This window comes from Syntrophales bacterium (genome assembly GCA_035363115.1).
In the GTDB taxonomy this organism is placed as follows: Bacteria; Desulfobacterota; Syntrophia; order Syntrophales; family PHBD01; genus PHBD01.
On sequence record DAOSEM010000001.1, the window covers coordinates 483,949 to 499,297 of the forward strand.

Genomic DNA, 15,349 nt, shown 5'->3' on the forward strand with positions numbered 1-15,349 from the left:
GAGCGAAGAGGTGCTAATTCATCATGAACGTTTGCCTGATATGCAAATCCCCGATTGAACCCTTCATCTCCTTCGGCAAAATGCCCATCGCAAACGGGTTCCTGCGAGCCGATCAGTTTGCCACGGAGTACTTCTTCGATCTCCAGGTGGCCTTCTGTGGGCAGTGCGGTATGGTCCAACTCCTGGAGCAGCCGGCCCGTGAGCAGATGTTCAACGAGCACTACGCCTTCTTTTCCGGCACATCCCAGGGCATGAAGATCCATTTCCGGGATTTCGCCGAAGAGGTCATGCAAAACCACCTGAAGAGTGCGGACCCGTTCGTCGTGGAGATCGGAAGCAACGACGGCATCATGCTGCAGAACTTCGCCGGGAAGAAGATCCGGCACCTGGGAATCGAGCCCTCGGCCAACGTGGCGGAAGTAGCCCGGCAGAAGGGCATCGAGACCGTCAGCGAATTCTTCGACGAAACCCTGGCCCGGCAGATCGTGAGCGAACACGGGCAGGCCGATGCCTTCCTGGCGGCAAATGTCATGTGCCACATCCCCTACCTCCACTCGGTCATCGAGGGGATCAAGGTCCTCCTGAAGCCGGAGGGCATCGTCATGTTCGAGGATCCCTACCTGGGCGATGTCATAGAAAACACTTCCTACGACCAGATTTACGACGAGCACGTGTTTCTTTTTTCAGTGGCGTCGATCCGGCACCTGTTCCGGATGCACGGCATGGAGGTGGTCGATGCGGTGCCCCAGGAGACGCACGGGGGCTCCATGCGTTACGTCATCGCCCGTCAGGGAAGCCGCCCTGTCTCTTCGAGGGTGGAGTCCTGCCTCCGGAAGGAGAAGGAACTGGGACTCGACAAGCCGGCGGTTTACGAGCGGTTCCGGAAAAACTGCGAAGCCTCCAGGGACGCCCTGATGGGCCTCCTGAAGGACCTCCGGAGCCAAGGCAAGCGAATCGTCGGGTATGCCGCTACCTCCAAGAGCACGACCATCATCAACTATTGCGGGATTGGGACCGACCTGATCGAATTCATCTCCGACACGACGCCGGTGAAGCAGGGTAAGTACAGCCCGGGAGCCCACATCCCGGTCCGACCCTACGAGGATTTCACGGCCCGTTACCCGGACTATGCCCTTCTTTTCGCTTACAACCACGCCCGTGAGATCATGGCGAAGGAACAGCGGTTCATCGATTCCGGGGGCCGCTGGATTGTCTATGTTCCCTCCGTGAAGGTTCTCTCGTGATCCCCTGCAGCAATCCCCATGCCCAGTATCTGTCGCAGAAGGCGGAAATCGACGAGGCCGTCTCCCGCGTGATGGGGAGCGGGCGTTACATCCTGGGCCCGGAGGTGAAGGCCTTCGAGGAGGAGTTTGCCGCCTTTGTCGGCACATCCTTCGGGATCGGTGTCGGCAACGGTACGGAAGCCATCCACCTGGCCCTGGCAGCCTGCGGACTCAAGGGAGGCGACGAGGTGATCACGGTTTCCCACACGGCGGTGGCCACCGTCGCCGCCATTGAAATGGCGGGAGGGGTGCCGGTCTTTGTGGACATCGACCCGGTTCGGTACACCCTGGATCCGGGACAGTTGGAAAAGGCCGTAACGGAGAAAACCCACGCCATCATTCCGGTTCACATTTACGGGCAGCCGGCGGACCTCGAAGCTATCCTTGATGTGGCAAAACGTCACCATCTCAGGGTCATCGAAGATTGTGCCCAGGCGCATGGTTCCCGCTATGGGGGAAGGCGGGTGGGATCCTTCGGAGACATGGCCTGCTTCAGCTTTTACCCGACGAAGAACCTGGGGGCCATCGGCGACGGTGGCATGGTGGTTACGCGTGATCCGGAGCTGGCCGGCCGGGCGCGCCTGCTTCGGGAGTACGGATGGGCTGAGCGAAACGTGAGTGGAATGCCGGGCTGGAACAGCCGACTGGACGAGGTACAGGCTGCCCTGCTGCGCGTCAAGCTGCGAAGCCTGGATGAACAGAATGGAAAACGCCGGCGGCTGGCACAATATTACGGTGAAGCGCTCGGAGGAACAGACCTGATCCTTCCGGCATCCGTCCGGGACACCGAGCATGTGTTTCACCTCTACGTGGTCCGTTCCGGCAATAGGGACCGGCTGATGAGCTTTCTCAGGGACCGGGGAATCGGGACACTGGTTCACTACCCGGTTCCCGTTCACCTGCAGCCGGCGTATAGGGGAAGGGTCAAGTGTCCGAGCGGATTGGAAGAGACGGAGCGGGCGGCCCGGGAGGTGCTTTCCCTGCCCATGTATCCCGAATTGACGGAGAAGGAGGCGGGGCAGGTCGTGGAAGCAGTGCTGGTATTTGAGGGAGGTCGAAGAAATGATTGACGGGGTTATCGTCCGCGATCTCGTGACCCACACCGATGAACGGGGCTTTTTCCGGGAGATCATCCGGGTTACGGACGATTTCTTTGCGGAGGGATTCGGACAGTGGAGCCATTCCCACATGTACTCCGGCGTCATCAAGGCCTGGCACCTGCACCGGATTCAGGTCGACTGGTGGTATGTGATGGCTGGTGTTCTTCGCGTGGGCCTGCACGACCTTCGCGAGCAATCCCTGACGCATGGCCGGACGATGGATTTTTTGATGGGGGATCAGCAGCCGGCCCGCCTGCTGAAGATTCCTCCCGGCGTGGCCCACGGCTGCAAGGTGGTCCAGGGTCCCGTCGGACTTCTGTACGTCACCTCTCACGTCTACAATCCCGAAGACGAACTCCGCATCCCCCATGATGACCCGGGGATCGGCTTTGACTGGCTTTCGGGGCCTCCCATCAAGTGATGTCCGAAAAGCGAAACACGGCGGCTCGTGACCGGTTCGACGGGGCCGGAATCCACGCTTGGTACGGCGGAAAAACAATCCTGGTTACGGGCGGAGCGGGTTATATTGCGACCAACCTGCTGCACGCGCTGAGGGATGTGAAATGCCGCATATTCCGCCTGGACAGGCCCGGGACCGTTTTCGAGCCGGTCGGGGGTGAGGCGGAGGTGAACGACCTGGAGGCGGATGTCCGGGATCCCGCCGCCTGGGAAGCGGCCCTGAACAGGGCCGACATCGTGTTCCACTTTGCCGCCCAGACCAGCACATACGTCGCCAATGCGGACCCGCCGGCGGATCTCGACATCAACGTGCTGCCCATGGTTCGATTGCTGGAAGTATGCCGGACCCGGAACTGGCACAAGGTCATCCTCTTCTCGAGCACCGTCACCATTGTCGGCCTGCCCGAGCGTCTTCCGGTCGATGAGAGCTTTCCCGACCGGCCGGTCACGGTCTATGACCTTCACAAGATGATGGCGGAACAGTACCTGAAGTATTATGCGGCGCAGGGGTTCGTGACGGCGGCCGTCCTCCGTCTGGCGAATGTATACGGACCAGGTCCTGCCAGCAGTCGTCCGGATCGCGGGATTCTGAACCAGATGACCCGCCGGGCGCTGTCCGGGGAGGTCCTGACGGTGTACGGACGGGGCGATCAGCTTAGGGACTACGTCCATGTGGAGGACGTCGCCGGGGCCTTTCTCCGGGCGGCGATGCATGCAGCCGATCTAAACGGGGGACATTATGTGATCGGGAGCGGTCGCGGGTATTCCCTCACTGAGGCGATGAACCTGATCGCCGACCGGGTGGCCGTGAAGACGGGCAGGAGGGTATCCGTCGAGCATGTCGATCCCCCGTCGCCGCAGTCCCCGATTGAATTCCGGAATTTCGTTGCGGATACGGGCCGTTTTGCGGGGTTGACAGGCTGGAAGGCCCATTACACCCTGGAGAGGGGCATCGACCAAACCATCGAGAGGTTATCGTGAAAGCACTCATCATTGGCGGAGCGGGCTTCCTGGGAGCAAACCTCGTGCGCCGGTGTCTTTCCGAGCCGGGAGTCGAAGTGACCGTCATGGATTCCCTGGATCCGCATCTGTATGCGACGACAAGGAATCTCAGTGAAGTATGGAACAGGATCAGCTTCATCCGGGGCGATCTGAGGGACGAGACCCTGCTTGCCAACATCGTACAGGGCCAGGATGTGATCTTCAATTGCGCTGCCCAGACGTCGCATCCCCTTTCCATCCAGTATCCCCTGCTTGACGCCGAGATCAACTGCCTGGGAAACCTGAAACTGCTGGAGGCAGTCCGCCTGCTCAACCGGGAGGCGATGGTCGTTTATACGTCCAGCAGCACTGTCATCGGCCGGGCCCTGCATGAGGTTGTGGACGAGGATCACTGGGAGCGGCCGCTGGAGATCTATTCCGCGAACAAGGGTGTCGCGGAGAAGTATTACCGGATCTATCACACGATCCACGACCTGAACACGGTGGTCCTCCGGTTTGCGAACCTCTACGGACCCTACGGCAAAGGATACCCGGAGTTCGGCTTCATCAATTACTTCATTCATCAGGCCTGGACGAACCAGGATATTCGGATCTTCGGATCGGGGGAGCAGACGCGCAACGTCATGTTTGTCGAGGACGCCACCGATATCCTCTGGCGGGTCGCCGGAAAGAAAAAACTGGCGGGCGAGATGTATTTCGCCACGGGTTCGGAACACCTTTCCGTGGCGGAAATTGCCCGGAAGATCGTATCGGTCCTCGAAAGGGGAAAAGTCACCCACATCGAGTGGCCCGACGAGCGACGCCGCATCGAGATCGAAGACGTCAAGTTTTCTTCGGCCCGCCTGCAGGCGATCATGGACTGGATGCCCCGGTTCGATTTTACCGCAGGCCTGCGGAAAACCAGGTCGCTGCTGGAAGGACGGGATGCGGGAGGAGTGAAATGAAGATCGTCATCACGGGGGCCCTGGGACACATCGGGTCCCGGCTGATCCGCGAACTCCCGGGCCTTGTGCCCTCTGTCGATATGGTCCTCGTGGACAATCTCTCGGCGCAGCGATACTGTTCGCTGTTTCACCTCCCGGATCAGGGGCACTATCGCTTTCTCGAAGAGGACATCCTGAAGGCCGACCTGGCGGGAATCTTTGCCGGGGCGGATGCGGTACTACACCTCGCGGCCATCACGAACGCCGCGGGCAGCTTCGAAGCGCCCGAGCAGGTCGAAGAGGTGAATTTCACGGGGACGGAGCGGGTGGCGAGGGCCTGTGTCGATGCACAATGTCCGTTGATTTTTCTCTCAACGACCAGCGTCTATGGAACCCAGCGCGAGCGGGTGGACGAGGGTTGTCCGGAGACCGATCTGAATCCCCAAAGTCCTTATGCCGAATCGAAGCTGAAGGCGGAGCGCCTTCTGTCCGGACTTGGAGGGAGCGATGGACTGAGGTTCGTGACCTGCCGGCTCGGCACGATCTTCGGTGTATCGCCGGGCATGCGGTTTCACACGGCGGTAAACAAGTTCTGCTGGCAGGCGCTGACGGGTCAGCCGGTGACCGTCTGGCGGACGGCTCTCCACCAGCACCGCCCTTATCTCGATCTCGGCGACGCCGTCGCGGCGCTGGCCTTCATCCTGAACAGGCACCTTTATGACGGGCAGGTCTACAATGTCCTGACGGTAAACGCGACCGTGGACGACATCCTGCAGATCATCTCCCGGCATGTTCCGGATCTGGCCATCCGGTTCGTCGATACGGAAATCATGAATCAGTTATCCTACCATGTTTCCTGCGATCGTTTCCGGGGCCTGGGGTTTGCCTTCCAAGGGGACCTTGAGCGAGGCATCGCGGAAACCATCGGGATGTTGAAAGGAGTTCGGAGTTGGAAGCCTTGACGACACCGGGCGAAAGGAACGAAATCAGACTGAATCTCGGCTGTGGAGGGCGCCCCCTGCCCGGCTATATCAATGTGGACATGGACAGCCTGGAGGAGTTGAAGGCCCGCTATCCTTTCCAGGATTTTCCGGACGGCATTGAAATTAACAATTTCGATATCCTGAACCTTCCTTTTCCCGACGGATCGGTGACGGAGATACGGGCCGACTCGCTGGTCGAGCACCTCTCCTTCATCGAGGAGCCGAAGTTTTTCCATGAGGTCAAAAGGCTGCTCAAGCCGGGAGGGATTTTTCATTTTTCCACCCCTGATTTTGAAGAGGCGATCCGGCTCTGGCTGTCGGCGAAAGACGACTGGAAGGAATTCTACCGGAACGACCCGGAGGCCATCGCGCAGCAGCACTGGTTCGGACAGTACTCCTATTCGACGGACAACCGCTGGGGCTACCTCATGGCCATGATCTTCGGAAGCCAAAACGGGGAGGGGCAGTTCCACCGCAACGGCTATTCCGTAGCGAAGATCCGGGCCATCCTGAATCATCTCGATTTCGAGGAAATCGAGATTTCAAAGTACCGGTGGAAGGGTGACCGGGACCTCATGATCCTTGTGCGGGCGGCGAAACGATAGCGGCGTCCATGACAGGCGATGCACAATCTCCAGTGTCCGGTTCCGCCATGAACACTGCGGGATCCAAACCTTTCTTCTCCATCGGTGTGACCACATACGACCGTCCGGCCCTTCTGAAGGAGACTCTCGAATCAATTACCCGGCAAACCTTTACCGATTTCGAGATTCTCGTGGGGAACGACAACCCCGGCAACAAGCTTTCCGGCGAACTCCTGGGGATTGACGACAGTCGCATCTCCTTCATCAACCGCCCCTCCAACCTCGGTGAACTGGGCAACATGAACGCCCTTCTCGATGCCGGCCGGGGCAGGTACTTCACCTGGCTGGCGGACGACGATCTGTACTTTCCAGGTTTTCTGCAGGCGATTCATTGCATGCTCGAGCAACATGGCCCTTTTGATTGTGTTTTTACGAACTTTGCAGTTGGGGATCAATACCCAATGAATGTCAATATCGTTTGTGACCGGTCACATTTCAAGATCCTTAAGGGGGAGCAGTTTCTTGAACGGTATTTGGACCGCTCGTTAAATGTCATCGGCTGTTATGGCGTCTTCGACACGAACTACCTTCGGCAGATCGGCGGTATCAAGCATTTGGGGAACGGTTTTTCGCCCTATGCGGACAACCTGCTGGCTGTCCAAGCTGCCAAAAATGCCAGGATTGGGTACGTCGATTCTCCCTTGGTCTTTTTTCGCACGCACTCGGGATCAATCTCTTTGACCAGCCCGGATGTCTACGCCTATAGCAGTGCCCAGGAGGATTTCCTGTTGCGCAGTATGGACGTGTTCAGAGATGAAGGGGTGGCCGGTGATGATCAATTATATTTATTCCTGCTGCTGAAGTGGTGCATCCGAGACTTTGCTACAGTTGTCCAGCGATCGGGAGCAATCCGTATCGGGACACTCCATGAGTATTTTCTTGTCATCGCTCCATATGTTCGGCGTCTTCAGGGGACTCCCTATTGTATTCGAATCATCGGTGTGATGGCGAAGACATTCCTGGGGTTAAGTAAACATTTTATAAAAAAAGCGCTACGGCAGAGATAGGGAAAAGGGCTGTGCCCTTCTCTTGCCAGAGTGATCAAATTATGGAGGTGGCCAATGTTGAAAATACTTGTTACTGGAGGAGCCGGCTATCTGGGCTCCATTTTGTGTGAGCACCTGCTTGCTGCAGGTTTCCAGGTGATGGTTGTCGATAATTTGTTGTATGGCCAGAGCCCCCTGTTCCATCTTTGTGCGAATGATTCCTTTGAGTTTGTCCGGGGTGACGTTCGCGACGAGGCTCTGATGAAACGCCTGCTCAGGGATCCCGATGTCATCATCCCTCTGGCTGCGATCGTGGGCGCACCAGCCTGTGACCGGGATCCGTGGATGGCCACCTCAGTCAATCTGGAGGCGATCCGGTCCATTATCCGCCTCCGTAGCAGGGAGCAGTGGATTATCTACCCTACAACAAACAGCGGTTATGGAACGAAATCGGGCGACGTTTACTGTACGGAAGAAACACCCCTTGAGCCAATCACGCTGTACGGTCAGACGAAGGTGGATGCGGAGCAGGAACTGCTGGAAGACAAGAGGACGGTCACGCTGAGGCTGGCCACCGTTTTCGGATTGTCGCCCCGAATGCGCTTGGATCTGCTGGTGAACCACTTTGTCTACGCCGCCGTTACGGATGGGTATCTTGTCATTTTTGAAAAGGACTTCAAGCGCAACTATATTCATATCCGGGACGTGGCAGATTGTTTTGTTCACTGCATCAACAACGCCCAAAAAATGGAAGGTAAGCCTTACAACGCAGGACTGGATGCGGCCAATCTCTCCAAAGAAGAGCTTGCACTGAAAGTTAAAGAGTATGTGCCCAAACTGTATATTCACTTTTCAGAGATTGGCAGTGATCCTGACAAGAGGAACTATATTGTCTCGAACAAAAGGCTTCTGGATGCCGGATTTGCAGCAAAGCGCTCCCTGGATGACGGGATCAGAGAATTATTGAAGGGATACAGTATGCTGGGCAGGGGACAGTTTAAAAATATTTAGAATGCTGAACTGGCTAGCCCATGACAGCGATTTCCGATAGACAAGCAGCGATTCTGGTGGGTGGACTGGGAGCCCGCCTGCGATCCGTCGTGTCGGATCGCCCAAAAGTCCTGGCGGACATCCTGGGAAGACCCTTTCTGACTTATCTCCTGGAGCAGTTGCGCGATGCCGGTGTTTCCCGCATTGTTTTGTGTACAGGCTATCGATCCGATCAGGTGGAGGCAGCCTTTGGCCCCTTCTTCGAGAACGTTTCTCTGATCTATTCTCGCGAGATCACCCCCTTGGGGACAGCTGGTGCGATCAAAAATGCGGAGGCGCATATCGGAACGGACTGCCTGCTGGTCATGAATGGCGATTCATACATTGATCTGGATCTGGATGATTTTCTCCAGTGGCATGATGAGAAGAAAGCGTCGGCATCAATCCTTCTGGCCCGAGTCGAGGATACAAGTCGATATGGTCGCGTACAAGCGGACGAGGAAGGGTGCATCACCGGCTTCGAAGAAAAGGGAGCACATGACGGGCCGGGGTGGATCAATGCCGGGGTCTATCTCTTGCGGGAAAACTTCATTCAGTCAATTCCTTCCGGTTTGACCGTGTCAATGGAGAAGGAAATGTTTCCTTCATGGATCGGGAAAGGGCTTTATGGATATCGGAGTGAGGGGCGTTTTATCGATATCGGAATTCCTGAGGATTACCTTGCAGCGGAACAATTCTTTCGGAGAATGGAGCAGGAAAGGAAATACAAATGATTCTCAGTAGAACCCCCTTTCGCATTTCATTTTTTGGCGGCGGCACGGACTATCCGTCCTGGTATCTGAAGCATGGTGGAAGCGTCCTTGCAACAACGATTAACAAGTATTGCTACATCTCGTGCCGCTGGCTGCCCCCCTTCTTTGAACACCGGATCAGGGTTGTATATTCAAAGATTGAAAATTGCCAGTCCTTCGAAGAGATACAGCATCCTGCTGTTCGCGAAATCCTTCGCTTCCTGTCGATTCATAATGGCATAGAAATCCATCATGACGGAGATTTGCCTGCTCGCAGCGGCATGGGGTCGAGTTCCGCCTTCACAGTCGGCTTGATGCACGCATTGTACGGCCTTTCAGGTACCATGCCAAGCAAGAATCAACTGGCTTCAAACAGCATTCGCATCGAGCAGGAAATTCTGAGGGAGACGGTCGGTTCACAGGACCAGATTTCGGCAGCCTACGGTGGTTTTAATCAGATTATTTTCAAACCCAATGGCGATTTTGTCGTTCGCCCAATCACCATCGCGACCGAAAGGCTGGCCGAACTTAACCGGCACCTGATGCTTTTCTATACCGGCATAAAAAGGACGGCATCGGATGTCGCGAAAAGCTATATTAAAGATTTTGAAAATAATAACGAGCGACTCCAGGAGATGCACGGCATGGTCAAGGAAGGGCTTGCTATCCTGAACGGCACCGGCAGCATTCAAACATTTGGTGAGTTGCTTCATGAATCGTGGGAACTCAAGAGGGGACTGGGGGGTAAGGTCAGCAATGGTGTTGTTGACGACCTGTACGCAAATGCCAGGGCAAACGGGGCGATCGGAGGAAAGATCACAGGGGCAGGCGGCGGTGGATTTCTGCTCCTGTTTGTTCCTCCTGTATCACAGGAGAATGTTCGTCGATCATTGCGGCAATTGCTGCATGTTCCGTTCAAATTTGATAACACGGGCAGCCAGATCATTTTCTATGAGCCGGAGAAGGAGGACTATTTGGCCATGGAAAGCATCCAGGATCGATCTGCTATAGCCGCATTCAGGGAAATGGCCAGTATCGGCGGCAAGGGGAGCGGCAATTGAGTCATTCAGCTTACGAGCTCAGGCATCTCTTTTATGAGATGTTGCGGATACGAAAAGTCCAGATCAAGATAGATGCGCACTATCTCGAAAATGAGATGAAGACGCCGGTTCACCTTTACATCGGCCAGGAGGCGATTGCGGTCGGCGTTTGTTCGAACCTCAACAGGGACGACTACATAAACAGCAACCATCGCAGTCACGGTCATTATCTCGCTAAGGGTGGCAGCCTCAGGGCACTGATTGCGGAGTTGTTCTGCCGCGAGACCGGGTGTTCGAAGGGAAGGGGCGGCTCGATGCATCTGGTGGACGTATCCGTCGGTCATTACGGGAGCTCTTCCATCGTGGGAGGGGGGATTCCCATTGCAACCGGATTGGGCATGTCGATTCAGATGCAGCGGCAATCGGCAGTCAGCGTGGTATTCTTCGGTGATGGCGCTGCCGATGAAGGGGTCCTTTATGAAAGCATCAACTTCGCCGTACTGAAGAAGCTGCCCGTCATTTACATCCTGGAGAACAATCAGTTCTCAGTCTGTTCCCATGTATCGGTCCGGCAGGCGGGGGATAACGTCTTCCATGCCATGCCTGGGGATTTGCTGTATACAAAGATCATAGACGGCAACAATGTTCTTGCGATCCGTGAAGCATCCGGCAGGGCCGTGGCCCGTGCCAGGGAAGGTCAGGGGCCGTCATTCCTCGAATGCAGGACGTACCGAATCCTCGGCCATGCGGGATGTGAAGCACAGGATCCTTCCGGATATCGATCATCTGAAGACATTCAGTCTTGGAAAAGAAAGTGCCCCGTTTCAAGATTGCGGAAAAATCTCCTGAAGAAAGGGATAATCACCTTGGATATGATTTCGGACATGGAGAGAAGAATCGATGAGGAAATTGATGATGCTTTCGAATATGCGAAGAAATCTCCACTGCCAACTGCTGCAACTCTCCATCGCTATCTTTTTTGTGAGTAGTGCCCATGCCCTGGTCAAAGATCAAGCCTGACGAGATAGAGCCGGACTTCAGCAAGGGCCTCACAGAATGCAGACGCGTCTGTGCCTATGCGGATGCGGTTCGTGAAGCGCTGCAACTGGCCATGCGGCACGATAAGCGGGTTTTCGTGATGGGACAGGGGGTGGATGATCCTGGTGGTATGTTCGGTACAACCCTGGGGCTTCATCACGAATTTGGAGGGGAACGCGTTTTTGATACGCCCCTGGCGGAGACGGCGCTGACGGGTGTCGCCGTGGGTGCCGCCCTGGGAGGGATGCATCCCGTCTATTTTCACAATCGTCCCGATTTTCTGCTTCTTGCCATGGACCAACTGGTCAATCATGCGGCGAAGTGGCATTTCATGTTCGGCGGAGCCGTCTGCGTTCCTCTGGTACTCTGGGCTTGTGTGGGGAGAGGATGGGGCTCGGCCGCCCAGCATTCTCAGGCCTTGCAGGGACTATTCATGCATGTGCCGGGATTGAAGCTCGTCATGCCCAGTACGTGCCATGATGCGAAAGGACTGATGATCTCCGCCATAGCCGATCCGAATCCTGTCCTGATCATCGATCATCGCTTCAATTTCAAGCAGCAGGGCGTCGTCCCGGAAGGGCTCTACCGGGTGCCGATCGGAAAGGGAATCGTCCGAAGGACCGGAAAAGACGTTACCGTCGTTGCCATTTCACATCTGTTGATCGATGCATTCCATGCAGCGGAAGAGTTGTCGGCGGACGGTATCGATGCCGAGGTCATCGATCCACGTTCTCTTCGTCCGCTAGATGAACAGATAATCCTTGAGTCAGTCGAAAAAACGGGTCGCCTGGTCATTGCCGATTCGGGCTGGAAGACAGGTGGTGCAACTGCAGAAATTGCAGCAATGGTGTCGGAAAAAGGGTTTCATTCCTTGAAAGGCCCCATCATCAGGGTGGCCTGCCCCGACCTGCCGACGCCCGCCGGCTATACCCTCGAAGAAGCCTTCTATGTCGGCAAAGAAAACATCAAGAAGGCAATCCTGGAAAGCCTGTCTCGGGGGTAGGACGGATGGAAAAACATTCCAGGATTTTTGTGGCGGGAGTCGAGACAGTTATCGGGGCCGGAATCAAAAGGGCCCTGAAAGCCCTCGGTTACGATCTGCTGATCGAGGGACTTGCTGGCGACGAAGGAGTCAATCCCGGACGAGTGGAGAGCTTCTTCAGGACGGAAAGGCCTGAGTACGTCTTCATTGCTTCCGGCATGTCAGGAGGGATTGCCGCAAACCTGAAGTTTCCGGCCGAACTCATGATCGATAACCTGCTCAGGCAGATTTACCTTATCGATGCCGCGCATCGTGCGGGGGTCAGGAAACTCCTGTATCTGGCAAGTTCCTGCTGCTACCCGAGGATGTGTATGCAACCGATGAAAGAGGAAGCCATCCTGACGGGTCCCCTGGAACCAACCAATGAACCCTATGCGCTGGCCAAGATTGCCGGCATCAAGATGATCGAGTCTTATCGCCGGGAGTACGGAGATAATTTCATCTGTGGTATCCCCGGAAACTGTTTCGGTCCGGGAGATGACTTCAGTCCCGAAGATTCCCATGTCATCGGTGCCTTGATCTGCCGCTTTCATGAAGCGAAGATCCAGGGATTGGGCGAAGTCGAGATATGGGGGTCGGGTGAACCGAGACGGGAATTTATCTATTCCGATGACCTCGGGGATGCCTGCGTTTTTGTCATGAACCATTATGAAGGGCTGTCTCCTGTAAATCTGGGAAGCGGTCAGGACATATCAATCCGGGATCTGGCCCTCCTGATTCGGGAAATTGTTGCTTATGAAGGGTCTCTCCGCTTTGATCCTTCGAAGCCTGATGGAATGCCGGTGAAACTGCTTGATTCCGGCAAACTTTTCTCTCTCGGCTGGAGGTCCCGGGTGGATTTCCGGTACGCACTTCAAAAGACATACGACTGGTTCCGGCAGAGCCAAGTCGTGAATCGGTAGGTGATTATGGCAAAGAAAAAAATGAAGGTTCCCTTCGGCACAATATCCATTCCAGAAAAATCGAAGGAAATTATTTCGGAAATTCTTGAAACCAAAAGGGTATCCAGTGGGAAGTATGTCCGCGAATTCGAAGAAAAATTTGCCCGGCTGCATGGATTCAAGGAGGCGGTTGCAGTAAGCAGTGGAACGGATGCAGATATTCTTGCCTTGGCTGTGCTTCACGATTATGGAGCCAAGCGGGGCGACGAGATCATCATTCCCTCTCTCTCCTTTGTCGCGACAGGGAATGCCGTTGTTCACGCAGGATTCACGCCGTTGTTTGTCGATATTGAGAGAGATACGCTGAACATGGATCCTGGACAAATCGAAGAGGCCATTACGGAAAAAACCCGTGCCATCATGCCGGTTCATCTGATGGGTAAACCGGCCAGGATGGACGAGATAACGAGGATTGCAAAGAAGCACGACCTTTATGTCATAGAGGATGCCGCAGAGGCTCACGGGGCACGCTACAAGGGGAAGACTATCGGCCACCTGTCGCACATGGCGGCCTTCAGCACTTACATTGCTCATATCATCACGACGGCAGAAGGGGGGATCGTCATCACTCAGGATGAGGGCTTCGCCGACATACTCCGCTCGCTCCGTTCGCACGGTCGGGCATGCAAGTGCAGGCAATGCAAACTGAATCTGAAGTCAGGCTTCTGCGCCAAGAGATTCGCGAGCGAGGGAGGTGAAGATATCCGCTTCATCTTTGAGCGGATCGGATACTCCTGCAAGATGAACGAACTGGAAGCGGCAATCGGCCTCGGCAACATGGAAAATTATAACGATATCCTGAATAAACGAAGGGAGAACCTTCTGTACGTGCTGAATCGGTTCGACAGGTTCAACCCTTATCTATCTTCCATCCGCGAAGAAGCAGGGGAACAGATCGGTCCGCATGCAATCCCCATCATTGTTCAGGAGGGTGCACCCTTCACTCGGGCTGACCTGACGAATTACCTGGAGAAGAGGGGTATTGAAACACGGACCCTCTTTCTGTCGATGCCGACGCAATGCCCGGGGTTTTCTTATCTGGGCTACAGGCTCGGGCAATTTCCCAATGCAGAGTACATGGGCCGCAACGGGATCCACATCGGATGTCATCACGACCTGGGAATCGCCGAGATGGATTATGTTCTTGAAACCTTGGAAGACTTCCTGAAGATGCATTGCAGCAACCTTCACCGACGCAACGGCCGGTCGTCAAAATCTGAGCGTTAGAGTCCCGAAGATTTATAGCTGAACGAAGCCGGAGGATAACATCAATGAAAGTCACATTGCTGGTTATGACCTGGAATGAGATTGAAGGCATGAAAGCCATCATGCCTCGCATTCGGAATGACTGGGTCGATCAAATAATTATCGTTGACGGCGGATCAACGGATGGGACCGTGGAGTGGGCGAAACAGGCGGGGTATCATGTCTACATCCAGAAAAAGGCGGGGTTTAGGCATGCATATGAAGAGATCCTGCCCTCCGTGGAAGGGGACGTCGTGATCACCTTCAGCCCGGATGGAAACTCCATACCGGAACTGATCCCAGACCTGCTCGAAAAAATGAAGGAAGGTTTCGATATGGTCATCGTTTCTCGCTACCTCGGAGATGCCAAGAGTGCGGACGATGACTTCCTGACGGGCTTTGGAAACTGGTTTTTCACAGGTCTGGCGAACCTCCTGCACGGGGGGAACTACACCGACGCCATGGTCATCTATCGAGCCTATAAAAAGCAGTTGATCTACGATTTGGAGCTCTGTGATGACCGATGGTACAATGTGCCGGAGAAGTTGTTTTTTTGTAAGGTGAGCTGGGAGCCACTCCTGTCCGTGCGTGCCGCCAGAAGAAAATTAAAAATATCCGAGATTCCGGGCGATGAGCCTCCCCGGATCGGGGGCGAACGGAAACTGCGGATCTGGCAATGGGGCGCAGTTTTCCTATATCAATTCATCCGAGATTTTCTCGTCTGGCGTTGAGGCGCGCTGCTCTTCGTGTAGGGTTGGGCCATACTACCTTAGCATCCCCCTGCATTCATCAGAACACCTGATCGCTTTCCATCATCGAGTGTTGACTATCCCGAATCCTGACATTGACAGCTTTGATGGGCATGACGAACACGCCGCGCAG

At 55.4% G+C, this 15,349-nt stretch carries 16 protein-coding genes; all 16 read left to right on the top strand.

Annotation, left to right across the window (positions count from 1 at the left end; translation table 11 throughout):
• Positions 1-23 precede the first annotated feature (23 nt).
• From PLO63_02130 to PLO63_02205, 16 genes are read left to right on the top strand one after another with little or no spacing between them, the layout of a single operon-like run.
• Positions 24-1,244: a class I SAM-dependent methyltransferase gene (locus tag PLO63_02130; GenBank protein ID HOI72921.1), complete on the top strand. Its 1,221-nt coding sequence runs from the start codon at positions 24-26 to the stop codon at positions 1,242-1,244.
• Positions 1,241-2,353: a DegT/DnrJ/EryC1/StrS family aminotransferase gene (locus tag PLO63_02135; protein HOI72922.1), complete on the top strand. Its 1,113-nt coding sequence runs from the start codon at positions 1,241-1,243 to the stop codon at positions 2,351-2,353. Before PLO63_02130 ends, PLO63_02135 begins: the two co-directional genes overlap by 4 nt.
• Entirely contained in the window at positions 2,346-2,804 is a 459-nt protein-coding gene (locus tag PLO63_02140) for a dTDP-4-dehydrorhamnose 3,5-epimerase family protein (protein HOI72923.1), read from the top strand. The genes PLO63_02135 and PLO63_02140 overlap by 8 nt, the downstream gene beginning before the upstream one ends.
• Positions 2,804-3,823 carry an NAD-dependent epimerase/dehydratase family protein gene (locus PLO63_02145; protein ID HOI72924.1) on the top strand — a complete coding sequence of 340 codons (1,020 nt, stop codon included), beginning with the start codon at positions 2,804-2,806 and terminating at the stop codon, positions 3,821-3,823. The genes PLO63_02140 and PLO63_02145 overlap by 1 nt, the downstream gene beginning before the upstream one ends.
• On the top strand, positions 3,820-4,788 hold the full coding sequence (locus PLO63_02150) for an NAD-dependent epimerase/dehydratase family protein (GenBank protein ID HOI72925.1): 969 nt from the start codon (positions 3,820-3,822) through the stop codon (positions 4,786-4,788). The genes PLO63_02145 and PLO63_02150 overlap by 4 nt, the downstream gene beginning before the upstream one ends.
• Complete coding sequence (locus PLO63_02155; protein ID HOI72926.1) at positions 4,785-5,729, top strand: SDR family oxidoreductase; 945 nt, start codon at positions 4,785-4,787, stop codon at positions 5,727-5,729. The genes PLO63_02150 and PLO63_02155 overlap by 4 nt, the downstream gene beginning before the upstream one ends.
• Positions 5,717-6,355 carry a methyltransferase domain-containing protein gene (locus tag PLO63_02160; protein ID HOI72927.1) on the top strand — a complete coding sequence of 213 codons (639 nt, stop codon included), beginning with the start codon at positions 5,717-5,719 and terminating at the stop codon, positions 6,353-6,355. The genes PLO63_02155 and PLO63_02160 overlap by 13 nt, the downstream gene beginning before the upstream one ends.
• Positions 6,356-6,363: 8 nt before the next feature.
• Positions 6,364-7,401, top strand: a complete 1,038-nt coding sequence (locus PLO63_02165) for a glycosyltransferase family A protein (GenBank protein ID HOI72928.1) — start codon at positions 6,364-6,366, stop codon at positions 7,399-7,401.
• 54 nt (positions 7,402-7,455) lie between these two features.
• Positions 7,456-8,391, top strand: coding sequence for an NAD(P)-dependent oxidoreductase (locus PLO63_02170; protein HOI72929.1), 936 nt, complete (start codon positions 7,456-7,458; stop codon positions 8,389-8,391).
• A 20-nt stretch (positions 8,392-8,411) separates the two neighbouring features.
• Positions 8,412-9,143, top strand: coding sequence for a nucleotidyltransferase family protein (locus tag PLO63_02175; protein HOI72930.1), 732 nt, complete (start codon positions 8,412-8,414; stop codon positions 9,141-9,143).
• Positions 9,140-10,222 (top strand): hypothetical protein, encoded by a 1,083-nt coding sequence (locus PLO63_02180; GenBank protein HOI72931.1) that lies wholly within the window; start codon positions 9,140-9,142, stop codon positions 10,220-10,222. Before PLO63_02175 ends, PLO63_02180 begins: the two co-directional genes overlap by 4 nt.
• The gene (locus PLO63_02185; GenBank protein ID HOI72932.1) at positions 10,219-11,190 is read left to right on the top strand and encodes a thiamine pyrophosphate-dependent dehydrogenase E1 component subunit alpha; all 972 of its coding nucleotides are present in this window, start codon (positions 10,219-10,221) and stop codon (positions 11,188-11,190) included. Before PLO63_02180 ends, PLO63_02185 begins: the two co-directional genes overlap by 4 nt.
• 5 nt (positions 11,191-11,195) lie before the next feature.
• Positions 11,196-12,242 carry a transketolase C-terminal domain-containing protein gene (locus PLO63_02190; GenBank protein ID HOI72933.1) on the top strand — a complete coding sequence of 349 codons (1,047 nt, stop codon included), beginning with the start codon at positions 11,196-11,198 and terminating at the stop codon, positions 12,240-12,242.
• Between the two features lie 5 nt (positions 12,243-12,247).
• Complete coding sequence (locus PLO63_02195) at positions 12,248-13,183, top strand: GDP-L-fucose synthase (GenBank protein HOI72934.1); 936 nt, start codon at positions 12,248-12,250, stop codon at positions 13,181-13,183.
• A 6-nt stretch (positions 13,184-13,189) separates the two neighbouring features.
• Complete coding sequence (locus PLO63_02200) at positions 13,190-14,449, top strand: DegT/DnrJ/EryC1/StrS family aminotransferase (protein ID HOI72935.1); 1,260 nt, start codon at positions 13,190-13,192, stop codon at positions 14,447-14,449.
• 44 nt (positions 14,450-14,493) lie between these two features.
• The gene (locus PLO63_02205; GenBank protein HOI72936.1) at positions 14,494-15,198 is read left to right on the top strand and encodes a glycosyltransferase family 2 protein; all 705 of its coding nucleotides are present in this window, start codon (positions 14,494-14,496) and stop codon (positions 15,196-15,198) included.
• The last annotated feature ends 151 nt before the right edge of the window (positions 15,199-15,349 follow it).